This window comes from Pyxidicoccus trucidator (assembly GCF_010894435.1).
Lineage (GTDB): Bacteria > Myxococcota > Myxococcia > Myxococcales > Myxococcaceae > Myxococcus > Myxococcus trucidator.
The window spans coordinates 262,114-281,137 of the sequence record NZ_JAAIXZ010000005.1 but is presented as its reverse complement, the minus strand read 5'-3'; the positions used below and the strand labels follow the sequence as shown (position 1 = coordinate 281,137).

Here is a 19,024-nt window from a genome sequence, read left to right as displayed (position 1 = left end):
ATGCCAGTCCGCATCGGAAGAATCGAGCTCACCGGACTGACGAACGTCTACACCGAGGACGCGCGCAACCTCGTGCAGCAGCGCGTGCCCGGCCAGTCCGGCAGCGTCTTCCAGGACCTGGGCCGCGAGCCCGTCACCATCGTCATGGAGGGCATCCTCCTCGGCGATGACACCCAGGCCGAGCTGGAGGAGCTGCGCCAGGCGCAGATGAAGACCACGCCGATGTCGTTCGCCGCGGACGCCATCGCCGGGGCCGACCTCACCGACGTCCTCATCGCCGACTTCCAGGTGAAGCAGCTCGCCGGCCACGAGAGCCGCTTCAGCTTCTTCCTCCGCGTGAAGGAGTACCTGGAGCCGCCCGCCGCCGCCGACGCGGGCGTGGCCGCCGTGGACGACGCGGTGGCCGACGACGCCGCCTCGTGGGCCGAGGGCTCCGTGGCCGCCGCGGGCGTGCTGCAGGACCCCGGCTCGCTCATGGAGGCAGTGGACGCCAACCCGGAGCTGCTCGGCCACCTCACGCCGGACGAGCTGGGCTCCGTCGTCAACCAGGGCAAGGACTCGCTGACCGGGAAGAACTTCAGCAGCCTGCTGGGCTCGCTCGGCAAGGTGAACCCCGCGGCCATCGGCGGCTTCGTCGACTCGCTGCGCAGCGCCGGCAGCCTGGGCGAGTTCATCCAGAAGCTCGCCTCCGAGGGCGTCAGCCTCCTGGAGATGGTGAAGGGCATCGACTTCGGCGCGGCCCTCAGCCTCATCAAGGCCATTGCCGGCGCGGGCGACTTCCTGGCGAAGCTCCAGCGCGTCGCCAAGGAGGCCACCGAGCTGGGCGGAGTGCTGGCGGACTTCGACCCGCTGGGCCCCTTCAAGGACCTGGAGGCCAAACCGTGAGCACCACCACGGCCGACATCCTCGCCGGCATCACCCGGCTCATCGACGCACTGGACGAGCTGCTCAAGACGCAGACCGTGGAGGCCCTGGTGGACCTCGTGCGACAGCTCGGCATTGGAGAAGCGGTGAAGTCAGCGCTCCAGGCGCTCACCGGGGTGCTGGACCTGATTACCTCCTGGATTGCGAAGCTGGAGCAGGTGGCGGCCATCCCCCGGCTGCTGGAGAACCTGGAGCCCGCCTTCGAGGGGATGCACCAGCTCGCGGACTCCTCCGGAGAGGAGCTGCGACAGATGGGCATGGAGCCCCTGGCGCCCCTGGCGGATGCGAGCCGGGCGGCGCTCGCGCTCCTCGAGAAGCTCCGCGCCGGCGCGACGGCCATCCTCCAGGGCTTCCTCCCGGAGGAGTCCCTGAAGCAGCTGCGCGCGTCCGTGACGGACATCACCGCCACGCTGAAGACGCTGGGAGAGCGGCTCGTGCAGGCTCCGGCGAAGCCCGTGTCCCCCACCCCTGGCAAGGCGGCCCTCGCCGCGGGAGGCGCGACATGAGCGACCTGGTCACCATCATCCGCGCCATCATCCGCGACGAGCTGGCGTCCCTGCGCCAGGGCGACATCGGCGTGGTGACGAGCTCCTTTCCCCACGCGGACGGCGACACGCACAACCACGAGTGCAACGTGAAGCTGCGTGAGAGCGGGCTGGAGCTGCGGCGCGTGCCCATCGCCACCCCGCACATCGGCATGGTGAGCGCGCCGCGCGCGGGAGAGCTCGTCCTGCTCTCCTACCTGGGCGGAGACCCCAACCGCCCCATCGTCGTGGGCCGCCTCTACTCGGACGAGGTCAACCCGCCCATCCACGAGGCGGACGAGTGGCGCGTCGTCGCGCCCCCCGGAGGCAAGACGTCCATCTCCATCGACAAGGACCAGTCCGTGGTCCTCACCGCCGGGGAGACGGTGGTGACGGTGAAGCAGGACGACGTCATCACCATCAAGGGCAAGACGGACCTGATGTTGGAGGTGGAGGGTAACGTCCAGCTCAAGTGCACGGACTGCACGGTGGATGCGTCCGGGAAGATTGACCTGGGCACTGGCGGCAGCGGCGTCATCACCGAGAAGAGCCACAAGTGCTACTTCACGGGCGCTCCGCTCAAGGGCTCGCAGGACGTGAAGGCCAAGTAACCATGCCGGCACCGAGCGGAAGTGAAATCGAGAACCTCGCCAAGGCCGCCATGCAGTCGGCCAGCCTGCGCGGGGAGAACGCGCCCGACCTGGCGGCGGCGCTCGGGAGCACGTGCGGGCAGGCCTTCACCCTCTTCGTGTCCATGGCCATGGTGGCACCGGGCATTCCCGCCGCGGCGCCGCCTCCGGCGGGCTCCGGCAGCACGGCGGGCCCGGGGATGATGCTGCCCCCTCCCGCGGGCGGCCCGGGGGCCTCGCAGATAGAGCCCATTGCGCAGGGGATGCTCGCCGCCAACAAAATCAACGGCGAGAAGCAGGGCGCGCTGGCCAAGGCGATTGCGCAGACGGTGGAGCAGGCGCTCATCCTCTTCACGACGATGGTCATGGTGGCACCGGGCATCGCCATCGCGGGCTTCACCACGGCTGCGCCCGGCAGTCTGATGGGCGCGGCCCCGCCGAAGCCCCTGCTGCAGCCCCTGGCCCTGGGCTTCCTCCAGGCGGGTGGCATCCAGGGGGAGAACGCGCCGGACCTGGCCTCGGCCATGGCCGAGACGCTGTCCAACGCGCTCACGCAGATGATGACGCGGCTCAAGGTGTCTCCAGGCATCGCCAGCTCGCCCGGCGCCACGGCCGCGCCCGGGAGGTTGATGTGAGCGCGGACGAGCTCAAGACGGACCTGCGGCTCTCCTTCAAGGAGTCCGGCGACGTGGACCTCGACTGGTCCACCGACACCGGGGCCACCACGGTGAGCGGCAAGGAGAACCTCATCCAGGCGCTGACGATGCGGCTCATCGTCTACCGCGGGCACCTGGTCGAGCTGGGCCACACGCGCTACGGCAGCCGCGTGGCGGACCTCATCGGCGAGCCCCTGGACCGCGCCAACCTGGAGCTGCTGCGCCGCTACGTGCGGCAGGCCCTCAAGGAGGACCCGCGCGTGGAGGAGGTGACGGCGCTGACCGTCAGCGCCCGCGCGGACCTGCCCGGGGCGGTGGACGTGCGGGCCAGCATCCGGGCCATCACGGGAGATGCGGTGGAGCTGGGACTGGCGCTCGACCTCGGTTGAGCGCACGGCACGAACGACTTCGGGAGAGCGCCATGGACCTCAGGGAGAAACAGGCAGTGAGCGGGGTGCTGACCCTCGAGCTGCTGGGCACGGACGGCACGCTGGTGGAGCGCCGCACGGTACCCAACCTCATCACCACCGCCGGCAAGCAGCTGCTGGCCAACCTCCTCATGGGAAAGGTGGATGCGCTGCCCACGCGTTGGGCCATCGCCGTGGGCACGGGCACCGCGCAGGCCCAGGTCTCCGACACCCAGCTGGGCACCCAGGTGGACCAGGCGCTGGACGCCGCTCCGAAGGTGGAGGTCATCACCCGCGCGGACGGCCTCAGCGTCATCCGCGCCACGGTGACGGCCACCCTGCCCGCCCTCACCCAGGCCACCGTGCAGCCGCTCACCGAGGCCGGCATCCAGATTACCCAGGGCGCCACCACCCGCGTCCTCTTCAACCGCGTGCGCTTCGAGGAGGTCAACCGCGGCCCCAACATGGTGATGAAGATGACCTGGGAGATCTCCTTTTGAGCCTCATTCCCCCAGAAGAAACCTCGTTCAGCGCCATCGTCGACCGGCTGCTGTCGAACCTGGGGCCGGGGACAGACACCCATACGGGCAGCATGGCGCGCACCCTGGCGGAGGCGTACGCCCGGGAGATGGCCACCTTCTACGCCATGATGGAGCTGGCCCACCACTCGGGTTACCTCAACACCGCCGAGGGCGCGGCGCTGGACAACGTGGTGGCCGTGCTGGGCCTGGAGCGCGCCCGCGCGGGTCGGCTCACCGGAGAGGTGGAGTTCAGCCGCGCCTCGCCGGCGCCGGACGACATCGGCATCCCCGCCGGTCGGCAGGTCACCGGCCTGGCCGCGGACTCCAAGCCCCTGCCCCTCTTCGAGACGATGGAGGAGGCGGTGCTGCGCCGCGGGGAGACGCGTCTGGTCGTCCGCGTGCAGGAAATCCAGGACGACTCGGAGGCCTCCCGCCAGGCCCCCACCGTCATCAACCCCGGCCGGCTGAGCGTCATGCCGCGGCCGGTGCTGGGCATCGAGTCCGTCATCAACCGCGCGCCCCTGCGCCGCACCGGCGAGGACGAGACGGACGACAGCCTGCGCGCGCGCGCGCGCACCGCCCTGCGTGACGGGGAGAAGGGCACGCTGGAGGCCATCGCCGCCGCCGTGCGCCAGCAGGGCGTGCGGCAAGTCACGGTGCGCGAGCCGGAGGACGCGCCGCCGGGCGTCATCGACGTGCTGGTGGGGGATGCGGGCTTCGAGGAGAACGCGGCGGGCGTGACGCTCGTGGAAGGGGCCATCCGCGCCTCCAAGGCCGCCGGCATCCGCGTGCGCCTGCGCTACGCGCGCACCGTCTACTTCCAGGTGGCCTTCCAGGTGGAGCCGGTGGACCCCGACATGGACGAGGCCACCTTCGACCGGCTCCGCCGCGAGCTCCAGCAGGCCCTCTCCCGCTTCGCGCGGGACTTGCCGGTGGGCGACACGGTGAGCCGCCGCAAGCTGGAGGCCATCCTCTTCGGCAACCCCGCCGTGCGCCGCATCAGCGACCTGGAGGTGGAGACCTTCGGCTGGGGCGTGGACCCCGCCAACCCCCTGGACAAGGTGCTGGTGAAGGAGGACCGCAGCCGCGTGTACGGCCCCGGCCGCGACTGGCGCATGGACGCGCTGGAGACGCCCGCGGTGGACCTGGACCGCAAGCCGCCGCGCATCTCCCGCCTGCGCCCGCTCACCTGGAGCCTGGAGCTGGTCGTCTCCCTGCCGGCCGCAGACGTGCGCACGCCCGAGCAGGTGCGCCAGGCGCTGCGCGCCGCGGTGGACGTGTACGCGGCCCGGCTCGCCGAGGACGTCCAGGCGAACCGCGACGCGCGCATCACCTGGGAAGACCTGCAGGCGACGTTGAAGGCCCAGGCCCGGGTGGAGGGGCTGCTGTCCTGCAACGTCACCCTGGACACCGGCCTGTCCGTCACGCTGGTCCGGGTGGAGACGCCGCCGGTGCAGGGCGCGCTCACCACCCTGCCGCTGAAGAAGGACGTGCGCCTGGTGCTCGGCAACGCCGAGCTGGTGGGGGTCGGATGACGCCCGAGCAGCGCGCGCGCCGCATGGTGGGCTACCTGCCGCTGGTGCTCCATGGCGGCACCCGGCTCAACCTCTTCTTCTCCACGCTCGCCGCGGAACTGGGGCGGATGGAGACCGGGCTGACGCGGCTGATGCGCTCGCGCTGGTACACCCTGGCGCGGGGCTTCGGCGTGGAGGACTCGCTGGAGGTCAAGGGGGCCTCCGAGCTGGGCCGGCTGGGCGAGCTCTACAACCTCCAGCCGCGCCGGGGTGAGCCGGACGCGTACTTCCGCCAGCACCTCGCCGCGCTGGTGGAATTGCACCGCACGGGCCTGGGCTCCGCGCCCGCCCTGCTGCAGCTGGTGTCGCTGGTGTACCTGGCCCAGCAGCCCCCACAGCTTCACTGGGAGGGCTCCACGGCGGTGGGCCACTTCACCGTGCAGAAGGCGGATGGTACCTGGCGCCCGCTGCGCGTCGAGCTGGACGACAACCCACCCACCTCCCAGGCGGCGCAGTTCCGCAACGTGCTCGGGGGCCAGCACCTGCTCACCGCCAACGGCGGCCTGGAGACGGCCACCCCGGAAATCTCCCTCAAGGCCACCGAGGCCGACATCGCCGTCCCCGTCCTCCGCCACAAGCAGTCGGGGCTGGACCTGTTCTTCCTCGGACTCGTACCCAAGGGAGGAACCCTCACGCTGCGCAATGACCGCCCGCCGGCCATCGACGGGCGCCCGGCGAAGGAGCCCCTCATCCTGGCGCACCCGACGCGCTTCTCCAGCAAGGACGACGTGGGGCCCCTCACCCGCTTCGACGCACCCGGGACGCGCTTCTCCGTCTTCGAGGAGAACAAGCGGCTGCCCGAGCTGGTTCCCGGGGAGAGCCACTGGAGCTACGACACGCTGGTGCGCGGGGAGATCCGCTCCTACCTGCTGGGCTGGTCCGAGGCGCGGCTGAAAGAGGCGGAGGCCCAGGCGAAGGTGACTCGCGCCACGCCCCGCGCGGACCTGCGCTTCGACTGGACGGAAATCACCCCCGCCACCTGCGTGCTGCGCATCCCCGCCGACTACGTGCCTCCGCACCTGCTGGAGCCGGACGCGGAGGGCCTGGTGCCCGGGCTGCCAGGGCTGGTGCGCGAGCTGGCGGCGGCGCTGGAGTACGGGCGCGCGGCGGGGGTGCGCACCCGCATCGAGCTCACCCTGCCCATGCCGTCCGAGGTCGTCTCCATGGAGGAAGGCCCCGCCCGGCAGGAGGTCTCCATGTCCTTCCCGGAGAAGCTGGAGCCGAAGGATGCCCTCACGGACTTTGGCTACACCATCCAACTGAGCGACCAGCTGCCGGAGCCCCAGGAAGAGCTTTCCTGGGCCGGCGTGTTCGGCGCGACCCGCTTCAACTCCTCGAGGTTCCCATGAGTGACCCCTTCTACCCCGCGAAGTCCGGCGACCCCATCCTCGCGGACATGTGGAACAACATGCAGATCAAGCTGCGGGATGAGGTCCGCACGCACACGCACCGGGGGGCCGACGACGGCAAGCAGCTCGACGGGGACAGCATCGTCCCCACCGCCTCGCTGAAGGTGAACCGGGTGGACGCCTCGGTGGCGCTCACGGTGAAGAGCATCGACGTGCTCACCCGCCTGACGGAGCTGGGCACGTCCATCACCGGCCTGGGCAACACCAAGCTCAACGTCACCGGTGGCGGAATCACCGGCGCGCTGACGGTGACGGGCAACCTGGGCGTCGGCACCACCGCGCCCGGCTCGAAGCTGGACATCCAGGGCAACACCCGCACCGGCACCCACGGCAGCAACCGCACGCTGTACGTCACCGGCGACTTCGCGGCCGACGACGGCGTCGAGTTCCGGCACTCCAACGGCACCCAGGGCGTGGGACTCGGCCATAACACCGTGTACGCCACCGGCTCGAACGCCGACCAGGACCTGAACCTCAAGGCCCGGGGCGCTGGCAGCGTGCGCGTCACCCGCGGCGCGCTCGTCCCCACGGTGGGCAACGCTCCCACCGCGGGCATCCAGTTCCCCTCCGACCCGGGCGGTGGCAGCGGGGACCAGGCCTTCATCCGCTACTACGTCATCTCCGGTGAGACGACCAAGCTGATGATTGGCTGTGACAACGACCCGGACGACTCCATCGGCCTGTGGCAGTCGGGGGCCGAGCGGCTCACCGTCATCAACGGACGCGTGGGCATTGGCACGACGGACCCGCAGGGTGCGCTGGACGTCCGCATCCCAGGCGCCCCGGCCGGCTGGGACCGGCTGGTGGTGACCGCCACGGCCAACTGGGGGAACGGGAACTCCCACGTCACCCTCGGCGCCGGCGGGGCCGCCGGTGGGGCCGCCGGCATCATGTTCAACAACCCCCACGTCTCCTGGATGGCGAGCGAGGCCCGCGCCTCCATGCGCTACGGCATCAGCGGCGGCGTCCCGGCGGGGCGCTGGTGGGACGTGGGCGTGCGCACCAGCGGCGCGTTCTCCATGGCCCTGGAGAACTCCTACCAGGCGATGTGGCTCTCGCCGGACGGCAACGTGGGGCTCGGCACCAACGGGCCCCAGGCGCCGCTGCACGTGCAGCAGCGGGGCGTGGCCGGCATCCGCCTGCAGGAGCACAACAACACCGGCCGCTTCCTCAACATCCTCTACGAGGGCCAGGGCACGGCGGTCTTCTACCACCAGAACGGCCAGGGCTATTACATGCCGCAGGACGGCTCGTGGAACCGGAACTCGGACGTCTCGCTGAAGGAGAACATCGCCAGCATCGGCGGCGTGCTGGAGCGGGTGCTGGCGCTCCAGCCGGTGAGCTTCGACTGGAAGGCCACCGGCACGCGCAGCATCGGACTGGTCGCCCAGGCCGTGGAGCCGCTGTTCCCCGAGCTCGTCGCCGAAGCCGAGCCCGAGCCGGGCCGGCGCATCAAGAGCATTTCCTACGACACCATCGGCGTGCTCGCCGTCGCCGCCATCCAGGAACTGAAGCGCCAGTACGACGAGAAGCTCCGGACGCTGGAGGAGCGCATCCAGGCGCTCACGGCCCGCTGACCTCCCTTCTTCCCAGGAACACCTCCATGAAAGACTCCCTCGAAAAGCGCCTCGCTACCCTCGATGCCGAGCACGAGGCCGGCCAGAAGATGCTCGCGGAGCTGGACGCGAAGCGGATGCAGCTCGTCCAGACGATGCTGCGCATCGAAGGCGCCAGGCAGGTGCTCAAGGAGCTGCTGCAAGGCGAGCAGCCCGAGGCCACCGTCACGGACATCAAGGACGCGGCCCGCTGAGCCCGCGCCGCGCTGAGACAGGCCCATGAGTGACACGCGCGTCGCCGCTACGTTGACCTATGCCGGGACGGCGAAGCCCCCCGCGGACACGGTGGTGCCCGTCGACCCCGCCGGACTCGTCCTCACCCTGGACGTGCCGCCCGGCGTGGAGCTGCGCCGCGCGGCCCTCACCGTCCAGGCACCGGGGGACGACGTCACGGTGGACGTCACCCCGGGCGCCACGCTGGCCACCAGCACCGGCAAGAGCGTGCTCAACGCGGCGGAGACCCTCACCTGGCTCAGCCTGGACTGGGGCGTGCGTCGGCCGCTCCTGTCGTTGGAGCTCCAGCCCAAGAACGACACGAAGAAGGGCCGCCTCAGCGTGGCGGAGGGCGGCCCGTGGTACCCGCCCACGCCGTCGGACACGGTGTCGCTGGGGCTCGTGGAGGCGCTGCCGGGCCTCATGGCGAGCCGGCTGATGGTGGAGCTGGTGGAAGCCACCAGCACCCCGGCGGCACCCGGAGCCCCGAAGACACTGGCGGCCACGGCCATCTCCGGCGTGACGGCGAGGGCCGCGGCGCGTCCCGCGGACCTGTCGGCCACGCTCGGCACGGGCACCCTCTTCTTCCACCACGCCATGCCGCTGTTGCCCCGCCAGGAGCTGACGCTGGGGGACGCGCTGGGCACCGCCCTCCAGCGCGCGTGGCCCGCGGACCTCGCGGGCGGCAAGCTCGCCGTCACCCTGCGCTCCTCGGCACTCGGCATGCTGGAGCGCGTGCGGCTCACGCTGGAGACCCTCGCCGTCATCCGGACGTGGACGGGCGGACAGGAGGCCCTGACGCTCGCGATGGACACCGACGGCGAGGTCGTGGGCCGCGCCACCGTGCCGCCCGGCCAGCCGCTGTCGGAGGTCCGCTTCACGGTGGCGCACCGGCCAAGGGACGAGCGCCTGTCGCTCGCGCCCCGTCCGCCGGCGCTGCCCCCGCTGGCGCACAGGTGCGGCTCCGGCTTCGCCGCCGCGCAGGCCTTCTCCGCACCGGAGGACGGTGGCGCGCTCGTGGGGCTGGACCTCCACCTGCGCCCGCTCACCCGAGGCGTGAAGGGAACGCTGGCGCTGTTCCCCGACGCCCACGGCCGGCCCGGTGACGTGCCGCTGAAGGGCTCCACGCTGGAGCTGGACTTCGTGGAGAAGGGCCCGCCACCCTGGCCCGCGCGCTGGGTGTCCCTCCAGTTGCCCAGGCCCGTCACCCTGGGGCCCGCCACCTGGTGGGCCGTGCTCACCGTCACCGAGGGTGATGTCCTCTGGAGCCTGGCCCCGCTCGACGGCGCGCCCGCCCCTGGAGTCCTGGGGCCGCTCACCGCCCTCTACCGCGCCGAGGAGGCGGGACCGTGGCTGCCGCGCGAGGCGCCCACGCAGGACGGCGGCACCACGGCGCGGCTCTGGGCCTGTACGCGCCCGCGGCTGAAGGCCACCGCCGCCCAGCCCCCGCCCCCGCCCCAGGTGCGACTGCGCTGGGGGACTCGCGTACTGGACGTGACGCCCGGGCAGGACGGCGTCGTGTCGCTGGACACGGCGGCGCTGGCGGCCCTGACGCCGCCGGGAGGCACGGGGGACGGCCCCCCGCTGGAGGTCCTCGTCCGCTCCCGGGTGGCAGGAGAAGTCACCCTCTCCGCGCCGCGGGTGACGAGCCCGCGCGGCGACGCCTACGCGCTCTTCCCGCGGAAGTGAGGTCCACCCGCCATGCTGGTCGCCATCGAGTCCTATTTCCACGACGCGCTCCTGGCCGCCGTCCCCGACACGGTGGACGTGACGACCGGGCCCTCGCGGGGCCCCGGGGCGGAGGCCACGCTGCTCGTCGAGGTGTTCGCGTCCGGGCTGAAGCTGGAGCTGCCCCAGGGCGAGGACCTGGCCGCGCAGCGCGAGACGGCCTTCTTCACCCAGGTGCAGCGCTGGAAGACGGATGGGAAGCGGGTGGACTTCGTCGTGCCGGCGACGGCCCTGGGGCAGGTGGTGGACGTGGAGTCGCCTCCAGGCCGCCCGCTCCGGCGCGGAGACGACTACGCCCTGGAGGAGCGCACGGTGCGCCTCTACCGGCCCCCCGCGTCGGCGGAGGTGGGCGTGGTGGCGTTCCTGCGCGGTGAGCGCGCGGCCGGCTTCCGGGAGCGGCGGCGGTGTGAAGTCTCACTCGTCACCCGCGCGTGGGGCCGGGACGCGCACGCCGCGGACACGCTGCTGGCGAGCGTGCTGCCCGCGACGCTCATCGCCTCCAGCGACCTGGGCAACCTGGATGCCGGGCTCGCGGATGACTCGGGCGTGCGGCTCCGGTTGCTACGGCCCGTGATGAGCCTGCTGGGCATCCAGAGGAGCGGGGAGCAGCGCGGGGAGACCTTCTTCTGCCGCGCGCAGGCGGAGTTCCTCCTCCGAGGAGAGCTGGAGCAGCTCGTCACCATGGGCGAGCCCGAGCCCGAGGGCCTCATCCGCGAGGTGCGGCGCGTGGATTGAGTGGCACGGTGGGGCGCGGGGTGGCCCGGCCCGCGCGCCGCGACGCGGGCCGCTAGCGACTGCCCCGGGCCTTGCGCAGGCGCGCGGTGAGCTTGGTCATCGTGTCCTCCCGGCACACCGTGACGTGCTCGAGTGAATCGAAGCCCTTGCGGACGAGCTTCACGCGCAGGGGGTTGCCCGGGTTGCAGATGGGCGTCAGCGACAGGGGCGTGGAGCCCTGCTTCACGCCGTCCACCGTCACCGTGGCGCCCGGAGGCTCGGACTCAATCATCAGCACGCTGATGCCCCGGAGGGTGTCGTGCTGCTCACGCACCTGGCCCTCGGCCACGGGCGCGGAGCTGTCGAAGCGCGGCGCGAGCGTCGTCTCCGCCCCCTGCGCGGCCAGTACCTCATCCGACGACGTCCCCAGGTGCCGGAACTCGGGCAGCACCAGGAGCACGGCCGCCAGCAGCGCACAGGCCCCGGAGCCGAGCGCCAGCACCGCCGCCAGTGGACGGGCGGGCGGCGGCGGAGGCGGCTCCGGAACCGCCTTGCGCGGCGAGGCGGGCGTCGCGCCCGGGGGCGCCTTCACGGCACCCGGAACGTCGACCCCTCGCATGGGTGGGGCGTGTATCCCGCCCGGCGCGGCGAACTCCGAAGGCGAAGGTGGGTCGTTCCGCCGGTCGGCCACCGGGGCGGTCTGCGCCTGGACGTGGCCGAGCTCGTCGGTGCGGCGCAGCAGGGACGCCTTCCACACGTCCGCCTCGGACTCCTCCTCGGAGGGCTTGCCGCTGCCGGGGTCTTGCGTGTTGCTCATGTGCCCTCGCTCCACCCGTGTGGCTCAGCCACCGACGACCCGGAACACTTCCCGCAGCGTCGTCGCCCCGGCGCGCGCGCGCTCCACGCCCGCCGCCAGCAGCGGCACCATGCCCTCGCTGGCGGCAATCTCCTGGATGCGGGCGCTGGGCACCTTCGCGTTGACGGCGTCGCGGATGGCGGGGGTGACGACGAGCATCTCGTAGAAGGCGACGCGGCCCAGGTAGCCGCTGCCCTCGCAGCGCTCGCAGCCCACCGGCCCGTAGAAGGTGCCACGAGCGATGCCCGCCGAGTCCAGCCGGACGGCCTCCTCGGGCGTCAGCGGCATCTCCGTGCGGCAGTGCGGGCACAGCCCGCGCGCCAGGCGCTGGGACAGCGTGGCGGCCGTCGCGGAGGCGAGGAGGAAGGGCTCCACGCCCATCTCGATGAGGCGGTTGAACACGCCCGACGCCGAGTTGGCGTGGATGGTGCTGAGCAGCAGGTGGCCGCTCAGGCCCGCCTGGATGGCGGTGCGCGCCGTCTCGGAGTCGCGAATCTCGCCCACCATGATGACGTTGGGGTCCTGGCGCAGCACCGCGCGCAGGCCGTGGGCGAACGTGAGGCCCTGCTCCGCGTTGACCTGCGTCTGCGCGAAGAGGGGCACGTCGAACTCGATGGGGTCCTCGATGGTGGCGATGCGGGTGAGCTCTCCGCGCGACTGCTGGATGTGGCCCAGCGAGGCATACAGCGACGTCGTCTTGCCGCTGCCGGTGGCGCCCGCCACGAGGATGAGCCCCTGGGGCAGACCGAGCAGCTGCTGGTACCGCTCCCGCAGGCCCTCGGGGAACCCGAGCGTCGTGAGCTGCGGCAGCCGCACGCCGGTGCGGGCGATGCGCAGCGCCAGCGCCTCACCGTGGTTGGTGGGGAGGAGGGAGACGCGGATGTCCGCCGGCCCCTCCTGCGTGGCGAGCGGGAAGTGCCCGTCCTGGGGCTTCTCGAGCTGGTACAGGGGCAGCCGCGAGAGGACCTTCACCCGGTTGATGAGCCGGGAGTGGTGCTCGCGCGGGAAGATGAACACCTGCTCCAGCACGCCATGCACGCGGAACGCGACGCGGGTGCCCGCCTCCAGCGGGTGGATGTGCACGTCGCTGGCGCCCACGCGGATGGCTCCGTCCATCAGCAGGTCCATGATGGCGATGATGTCCGGCTCGGCCCGCACGGACATGCCGCGCAGCTGCCGCCCCAGCACCAGGAGCAGCTCGCGCACGGCGATGGCCAGCTCCGGAGTCTCCGCCGCCAGCGGAGGCAGCGCGGGAAGCTTCAGCGCGGACCGTGCCCTGCGCCGGGGTAGCGCGGCCACCGCCCCGGACGCGAGCCCGAAGACGAGCGCGAGCGCGGCGCTCCCCACGAGCAGCGGCGTCAGCGCGCTCTGGAGGTAGAGCCTGCCCAGCGTCACGGCGGGCCCCGCGCCCAGGGACGCATTCCGGTAGAGCCACGAGCCGAGGCCGACCACGAGGGCCAGCGCCGCGAGAGCCCACAGCACTCGGGCAAGTCTGTTCATCAGCGCGGTCATGAGGGCGACCCGAACGGTAGCACCGCGGGCCGAATCGCTCCACCGAGCAAGCCCTCCCGGCCCGGACGCGCGCCCTCCAGACGCGACAAGGCCCGTGACTTCCGGAGAGGTCACGGGCCTTCACCCACCACGGGTGTGGGCGAGCGTCAGTCCTTGACGGGCGTGGCCTTGAGGGCGGCCTTGCCCTCCTTCACGTAGACCTGGAAGCGCACCGTCTTGCACGCGTACTTCTGGACGAGCTGCTCCTTGTTCTTGCGGAGCTTCTGCACGAACTTGTCGTACGTCAGGCCGTCTGCCGGCTCACCGCACCGCTCGCGGGTGGTGAGGAACTCACGGAACACTTCCTGGAAGTGCTGCTCCTCGGAGAGCGCCACCGCGGAGTTGCCCAGGCCGGGCAGCGGAATCGCGGCCGGGGGCGGCTGCGAGGAGCGCGGGGCCGGCATGGGAATGGCCTCGGACGTCGGGGGGCGGACGCTGGCCTGGAGCAGCTCGCGTGGAATCGCCGCCACGCGCGTGGTCTCCGGGTTCTCCGGCGCCTGCGCGGCCGCCAGGGTGAACGGGTCCGCCGCCTGCTGCAGCGAGTACGCCGCCGTGGGCTGGTCCTCGAAGGCGAACGCGCCGCGACGCGGGGACGCCGGAGACAGGGGCTCGGACGGAGGGAAGGCCGAGGGGTCCGGCTCGAACGGCATGGCCGCGGCGGCGAACGGCGCCGGAGCCTGAGCGGGCGGCGGGGCGGGGAACGGGAACGCGTCGCCCGCGCCAAACGGGTCGGCCGAGGAGTACGGGTTCGCCGCGGGCGCAGGCGTGGGCACCGGCGGCGGCAGCGCGAACGGGTCGCCCAGGGGCGCCTGGGCCGGCGGGGACATGGAGAACGGGTCCGCCATGGCCGCGGGCGGAGGAGCCGCCATCGCGAACGGGTCCGCCGACGGCGCGGACATGGAGAAGGGGTCCGCCAACGGCCCGGGCGTCGGAGCCGGAGGCGCCATGGCGAACACATCCGCCGCGGGCGCGGCCTGCTGCGGCGCGGCCTGCTGCTGGAACTGCGGCTGCTGCGGCGAGGCGGCGGCCATCGCGGCCGACAGGCTCAGCGTGTCGGAGTTGCCCTGGACGTCGTCACGGGCGCGACCGGAGCCCATCAGCGCCGTCCACACCAGGGTGAGGGCCAGCAGGCCCGCCAGGCCCATCAGCGCGTTCTGCTGGTAGCCGGCCAGCGCGCCCAGCACGGCGTCGGTGCCGGCCACGGCGAGCACCTCCAGCGGAGTGCCCTCCAGCGCGCGGCGCGAGCCCACCATCAGCGGCGCCTGGCCGCCCATGAAGTCGCCATTCGTGAGGAGGGGCAGCTTCACCGGACCGAGGGCCTGGAGCTGACCGCTGCGCAGCACCACGCCGCGGGTGTTGGCCTGCACCTGCGCCAGCGAGCCCTCCGCCAGCGCCTTCTCCGGGCCGGCGCCGCCCACCACCGCGTCGCCCTTCACCAGCACGAGCGCCGCGACACCGGACGCCTCCACCGCGGCCTGGAGCGTGCCCTCGTCCACCAGCGGAGCGCCCACCACCAGCGTGGCCAGCGGCTGCGTGCTCGAGTCCCCGTTCCACACCAGCGGCACCGAGGCGAACACGTGCGGAGCGCCAAAGGCCTCCACCACCGTCGTGCCGGCCTTCGCCACCGCCGCGACGTCCAGCTTCGCGGTGTCCGAGGACGGCTCGCCGGCCCCGACGGCGTGGAACTGCGCGTCCTGCGCCACCACGGCCACCACCGCGTTCGTCCACGCCTTGGGGAGCACGGCCTGGGCGGCGGTGCGCACCGCGGCGAAGCGGTCGGCGGTCAGCGGCAGCGGGCTGGCGGCGTTGTCCTCGGCGGCGGCGCGCTCTCTCGGGCTGCGAGGCGCGGGCGCGGCGCGAGGCGGCTGCAGCGCGGCCACCGCGGAGACCACGTCCGGCGTGGCGGCCAGCTTCAGGGCCAGGGACTGCACTTCGGCGCGGCGGGCGTCCACCTGACGCGCCACCTCGCTGGCGCCAGCCGCCGTCTGCGACGTGGCTCCCGCCACGGCGCGCTCGCGCAGCGGTCCCGACAGCATTGGCAGGTGAGCAAGGCCCAGTCCGATGACCAGGAATGCGAAGACCAGGAACTTGAGGCGGACCATCGCCATCCTTTAGCCCGAAGGTGAAGGGTTCCGCTTATAGCGTTCACCTTTCGGAACCAGCAAGATTCGGGCAATGGACGCGACAGGCCCGGTCGCCAGGTGAACGACCTGGAAGACCGGGCCCCCGCTGCCTCCCATCCCAACTAGTAGGTGGGCACGTCGGCCCCAGTATCCTGCGGCAGGCCGGCGGTATGCGCGTCGCGCCGCTTCTCCAGCGTGCGCTTGAGCGTCTTCTCCAGCCGATCACGCGATGCGTCGATGGCGGGGAACAGCGAGTCCGCCGTCTCCGTCACGTGCACCGCGGACAGGCCGGGCAGCCGCACCGTGACGCGGCACTCCTTGTCCACGCCCCCCTTGGGGCCGTTGGTATCCACGAGAGAGATGTCGATCTCCGCCGCCTCATCATCCGCGAACCGTTCGATGTGGCTCACCAGGTGTTCATCGACATACGCCCTGAGAGCATCCGACAGGTCCAGGTGAACTCCACGCAGCAACACCTTCATTGGCATCACCTCCGGGCCCAAAGATGGACAGTCCCGCATCCTCCGGTGAGAGGGAGCCCCGCTGCTCCCCTGCCCCCCTGCCCTCCTGACGGGAAGGCGGCAGGGCCGAGGTGGGGACAAAGGACGTTTCACTCCGACACGTGGGTTTCCCAGGCACATGGGTGCCGCGCGAATCAAGGTCCTGCTGGTGGAAGACGACGGGGACAGCCGGGAGCTGCTGGCGGAGCTATTGGAGGCCGAGTTCGACGTCCGGACCGCTCCCGACGGCATCGCCGGGCTCCAGGCCTTCGAAGCCGAGCACCCCGACGTGGTGGTGACGGACGAGTCCCTGCCCGGAATGCTCGGCACGGAGCTGGCGCAGCGGGTGAAGGAGCGCGAGCCCCGGGCCCGCGTCATCCTCGTCTCCGGCTACACCCAGGTCCAGGGGGCCGAGCACTGCGACGTGGTGCTGCGAAAGCCCATCGACGTGGACCGCCTCTGCGCCGCGGTGGGCACGCTGGGCGAAGAGGCCCGCCAGTGGGGGGGCAGTGGCGACGACGCACGCCACTGAACGAAGCGTCTGGACGGGGGTGCGGCTCGCGAGGGCCGGACCTACCATGTCCCTCCAGACACCACCACACGGGCAGGAGGGACCGTCATGAAATACTGCGCCAGGTGCGGCTCGGAGTATCAGGACAGCGTGCAGGACTGCGCGGACTGCCCCGGCAATCCGCTACTCGTGAGCGAGCAGGAGATGCGCGCACGGGGGCTGCCCATGCCTCATGAAATGGACAAACGCATCTTCGTCCGCGCGGCCACGGCGGAGGACCCGTTCACCGCGGAGGCCTTCGTGGAGCTGCTCCAGGAGGCCAACATCCCCGTGCTGGTACGGGCCGGCCGCTCCGGAGTCGTGGACAAGCTGACCACCGGCAACCTCCTCCCCTGGTGGGAAATCCTCGTGCCCGAGGACCTGGCCGCCCGCGCCGTGCCCCTGCTGGAGCAGGAGCGCGTGCAGGAGCTGGCCACCACCGACGAGGCCGTCATGGCCGCCGAGGAGGAGGAGCGGGAGAGCGAGCAGCCTCCCGCCCCACCGCCCGCTCCCTGAGCAGGCGAGCGGGCAGGCCGTCCGGCGTCAGGGCGAGCGCACCACCGCGCCGCTGCTGGCCCCGGCCGGCCGGCGCACCTCGAAGAGGCTGACGCCCGTCACCTTCCACTTCGCATAGCGCGCGTTGCGGGCGAGGAACGTCTCCAAATCCTCGTCCACCACGCGGTTGTAGCCGCCGCGCGAGGCGTGGCGCAGGTACGTGCGCTTCTTGCGCTGCACGACGAAGCCCAGGTGCGTCACCCGGGTGGCCTTCAGCGGCAAATCCTCGCGCAGCACCACGAGGATGGTGCCGGAGGGGAGGGAGCGCGCGTGCGTCAGCACCCGCTCCAGCGGGAGCATGTTGAGCGGGTACGTGCCCACCGGCCGCCGCTCCTTGGGCAGCCCCAGCGCCAGCGAGGAGCGGGACTGCCAGGTGAGCGGGGTGAGCGTCTTGGTGACGGGCACCGCGTCCTCACCGGCGTAGCGCCGCGTCACGTCCACCAGGAAGCCCTTGCGGATGTTGTTGGGCAGCCACTGCGCCTCCATGAGGTGGTTGCGGTCCTCGTAGGAGGGGGAGCTGGCGTAGCGGAGGGTGTCGAGCAGCGGGCCCACGTCCGCCTCGCTGCGCGCCAGCCCCAGCGCCAGGGACTGCTCCACGAAGGTGAGACAGTCCACCGCGTCCAGCCGGAACGTCGGGTCCGGGTCCACGCCACTGCCCTCGCCCAGCGGGGACAGCACGTAGGGCGTGTTGATGAAGCGCTCGCTCATCCGCAGCACGCGCGCGGCAGCGGGCGCGTCCGCGTCCTCGGCCACGAGGGCGGCGCGCTGCTCCGCGGTGAGCCCCTCCCAGCCATTGGGCCGGGCCGGGGTGGCCGTGGCCGTCTGCGAGGACGCGGCGGGGGACTCGAGGATGGCCTCGGCGCCGGGCGGGACGTCACCCGCCGGGGCCGGAGTCGGGGCCTTGGGCGCCTGGGACAGCAGGGCCAGGGTCAGCAGCGCGGCCTTCATTTCGCGACACCCGCCTTGCGGAGGATGACCTTGCGCCGGTCGTCCTGGAGCTGGAGCGTCTCCAGCTCCTTCTCATAGGCCAGCTTCTCCTCGCCCTTGGCGTTCCACGAGGCCAGCACGAGCCAGTCCAGCATGGCGGCCTCTCCGCCCTGGTAGAGGATGCGCGCGGCGGTGGCGGCCAGCGTGCGGTCCTTGTCCTCCAGCAGCGGCTTGAGGGAGGGGGCGGCCTTCTTCGCGCTGACGCCCTCGTACAGCTCCAGCCCCTGCCGGCGCACGAAGCGGTCCTGCGAGCCCAGCAGCTTGCCCGCGAAGGCGAAGCCGTCCTGCGAGCCCAGCCGGCACAGGCCCCGCGCCGCCGCGAAGCGGGTGCTCTCCGAGTCACTCGCGAGGAAGGTCTTGAGGGCCGGCACCTGCTTCGAGTCCCCGGTGTCGCCCACGGCGGCCAGCATGGCGGCGCGCACCTCCAGCTCCTGCTCCGCCTTCGCCGCCTTCACCAGCGGGGGGCCCATGCGCGCGTTGCGCGAGGCGCCCAGGGCCCGCGCCGCCTCCTTGCGCACCCCGCTGCTCTTGTCCTGGAGGAGGGGCAGCAGCACGCCGGTGTTGCGGGACTTCAGGCGGGCCAGGCCCTGCGCGGCGTACATGCGCACCGCGCTGTCGTCGTCGGAGGCGAGGCGCGCCAGGGTGGGCTCGGCGGAGCGCGTCTCCAGCCCGGCCAGCACGGCGGTGAGGTTTCGGCGTACCCGCTCGTCCAGCGCCTTGCGCATGACGAGGCCAATCTCCTCGGCGGCGTAGGACTCCTCCCGGAGGAAGCGCAGGCGGGAGATGGCGGCGGGCACGGGACCGCCCTGGAGGACGCCGTGGAGCACCTGTTCCGTCTCCGCCCGCCGCTCGCCGCGCTTCGCGGTGGAGGCAGGGCCGGACAGGGCCAGCAGGGGGAACAGCAGCGCGAGCAGGAGGGCTGGGCGGACGGGCGGACGCACGGGGGCGGAACGATGGCAAGCGCGGGGCCGGCCGTCAAAGTCCCGC

Annotated in this window: 20 protein-coding genes; 14 read left to right on the top strand and 6 right to left on the bottom strand. The window is 72.2% G+C overall.

The annotated features are described in order from the left end of the window. From G4D85_RS17055 to G4D85_RS17000, 12 genes are read left to right on the top strand one after another with little or no spacing between them, the layout of a single operon-like run. Positions 1–885 carry a DNA circularization N-terminal domain-containing protein gene (locus tag G4D85_RS17055; protein ID WP_164013186.1) on the top strand — a complete coding sequence of 295 codons (885 nt, stop codon included), beginning with the start codon at positions 1–3 and terminating at the stop codon, positions 883–885. Next, on the top strand, positions 882–1,430 hold the full coding sequence (locus G4D85_RS17050; RefSeq protein ID WP_164013184.1) for a hypothetical protein: 549 nt from the start codon (positions 882–884) through the stop codon (positions 1,428–1,430). The genes G4D85_RS17055 and G4D85_RS17050 overlap by 4 nt, the downstream gene beginning before the upstream one ends. Continuing rightward, on the top strand, positions 1,427–2,059 hold the full coding sequence (locus tag G4D85_RS17045) for a phage baseplate assembly protein V (protein WP_164013182.1): 633 nt from the start codon (positions 1,427–1,429) through the stop codon (positions 2,057–2,059). Before G4D85_RS17050 ends, G4D85_RS17045 begins: the two co-directional genes overlap by 4 nt. Before the next feature lie 2 nt (positions 2,060–2,061). Beyond that, positions 2,062–2,712: a hypothetical protein gene (locus G4D85_RS17040; protein ID WP_164013180.1), complete on the top strand. Its 651-nt coding sequence runs from the start codon at positions 2,062–2,064 to the stop codon at positions 2,710–2,712. Next, positions 2,709–3,122, top strand: a complete 414-nt coding sequence (locus G4D85_RS17035) for a DUF2634 domain-containing protein (protein ID WP_164013178.1) — start codon at positions 2,709–2,711, stop codon at positions 3,120–3,122. Before G4D85_RS17040 ends, G4D85_RS17035 begins: the two co-directional genes overlap by 4 nt. 32 nt (positions 3,123–3,154) lie before the next feature. Continuing rightward, positions 3,155–3,640: a hypothetical protein gene (locus tag G4D85_RS17030; RefSeq protein ID WP_164013176.1), complete on the top strand. Its 486-nt coding sequence runs from the start codon at positions 3,155–3,157 to the stop codon at positions 3,638–3,640. After that, a complete protein-coding gene (locus G4D85_RS17025; protein WP_164013174.1) occupies positions 3,637–5,196 on the top strand; it encodes a baseplate J/gp47 family protein in 1,560 nt (519 codons plus the stop codon). Before G4D85_RS17030 ends, G4D85_RS17025 begins: the two co-directional genes overlap by 4 nt. Then, positions 5,193–6,584, top strand: a complete 1,392-nt coding sequence (locus G4D85_RS17020) for a hypothetical protein (protein WP_164013172.1) — start codon at positions 5,193–5,195, stop codon at positions 6,582–6,584. Before G4D85_RS17025 ends, G4D85_RS17020 begins: the two co-directional genes overlap by 4 nt. Next, the gene (locus G4D85_RS17015; protein ID WP_164013170.1) at positions 6,581–8,221 is read left to right on the top strand and encodes a tail fiber domain-containing protein; all 1,641 of its coding nucleotides are present in this window, start codon (positions 6,581–6,583) and stop codon (positions 8,219–8,221) included. The genes G4D85_RS17020 and G4D85_RS17015 overlap by 4 nt, the downstream gene beginning before the upstream one ends. Before the next feature lie 26 nt (positions 8,222–8,247). Further along, positions 8,248–8,454, top strand: coding sequence for a hypothetical protein (locus G4D85_RS17010; RefSeq protein WP_164013168.1), 207 nt, complete (start codon positions 8,248–8,250; stop codon positions 8,452–8,454). Between the two features lie 25 nt (positions 8,455–8,479). Then, positions 8,480–10,162: a hypothetical protein gene (locus G4D85_RS17005; protein ID WP_164013166.1), complete on the top strand. Its 1,683-nt coding sequence runs from the start codon at positions 8,480–8,482 to the stop codon at positions 10,160–10,162. A 12-nt stretch (positions 10,163–10,174) separates the two neighbouring features. Then, the gene (locus G4D85_RS17000) at positions 10,175–10,936 is read left to right on the top strand and encodes a hypothetical protein (protein ID WP_164013164.1); all 762 of its coding nucleotides are present in this window, start codon (positions 10,175–10,177) and stop codon (positions 10,934–10,936) included. 52 nt (positions 10,937–10,988) lie between these two features. Here the strand turns inward: G4D85_RS17000 and G4D85_RS16995 are convergent, their stop codons facing one another. The 4 genes from G4D85_RS16995 to hpf form a co-directional block, all read right to left on the bottom strand. Then, positions 10,989–11,732, bottom strand: coding sequence for a PEGA domain-containing protein (locus G4D85_RS16995; RefSeq protein WP_164013162.1), 744 nt, complete (start codon positions 11,730–11,732; stop codon positions 10,989–10,991). Positions 11,733–11,756: 24 nt separating this feature from the next. Further along, positions 11,757–13,271, bottom strand: a complete 1,515-nt coding sequence (locus tag G4D85_RS16990; RefSeq protein ID WP_164013614.1) for a GspE/PulE family protein — start codon at positions 13,269–13,271, stop codon at positions 11,757–11,759. Between the two features lie 158 nt (positions 13,272–13,429). Continuing rightward, a complete protein-coding gene (locus tag G4D85_RS16985) occupies positions 13,430–15,424 on the bottom strand; it encodes an MXAN_5187 family protein (protein WP_164013612.1) in 1,995 nt (664 codons plus the stop codon). 143 nt (positions 15,425–15,567) lie between these two features. Beyond that, entirely contained in the window at positions 15,568–15,927 is a 360-nt protein-coding gene (gene hpf / locus G4D85_RS16980) for a ribosome hibernation-promoting factor, HPF/YfiA family (protein WP_164013160.1), read from the bottom strand. A gap of 157 nt (positions 15,928–16,084) precedes the next feature. Here hpf and G4D85_RS16975 point away from each other — a divergent pair, with 157 nt between their 5' ends. Next, entirely contained in the window at positions 16,085–16,477 is a 393-nt protein-coding gene (locus tag G4D85_RS16975; RefSeq protein WP_164013158.1) for a response regulator, read from the top strand. A gap of 87 nt (positions 16,478–16,564) precedes the next feature. Further along, positions 16,565–17,011, top strand: coding sequence for a putative signal transducing protein (locus tag G4D85_RS16970; RefSeq protein WP_164013157.1), 447 nt, complete (start codon positions 16,565–16,567; stop codon positions 17,009–17,011). 27 nt (positions 17,012–17,038) lie between these two features. On the opposite strand, the gene G4D85_RS16965 is transcribed toward G4D85_RS16970, so the two are convergent. Together G4D85_RS16965 and G4D85_RS16960 are read right to left on the bottom strand one after the other, a co-directional pair. Then, positions 17,039–17,998 carry an N-acetylmuramoyl-L-alanine amidase-like domain-containing protein gene (locus G4D85_RS16965; RefSeq protein ID WP_164013155.1) on the bottom strand — a complete coding sequence of 320 codons (960 nt, stop codon included), beginning with the start codon at positions 17,996–17,998 and terminating at the stop codon, positions 17,039–17,041. Continuing rightward, the gene (locus G4D85_RS16960) at positions 17,995–18,978 is read right to left on the bottom strand and encodes a HEAT repeat domain-containing protein (RefSeq protein WP_205525576.1); all 984 of its coding nucleotides are present in this window, start codon (positions 18,976–18,978) and stop codon (positions 17,995–17,997) included. The genes G4D85_RS16965 and G4D85_RS16960 overlap by 4 nt, the downstream gene beginning before the upstream one ends. Between the last annotated feature and the right edge of the window lie 46 nt (positions 18,979–19,024).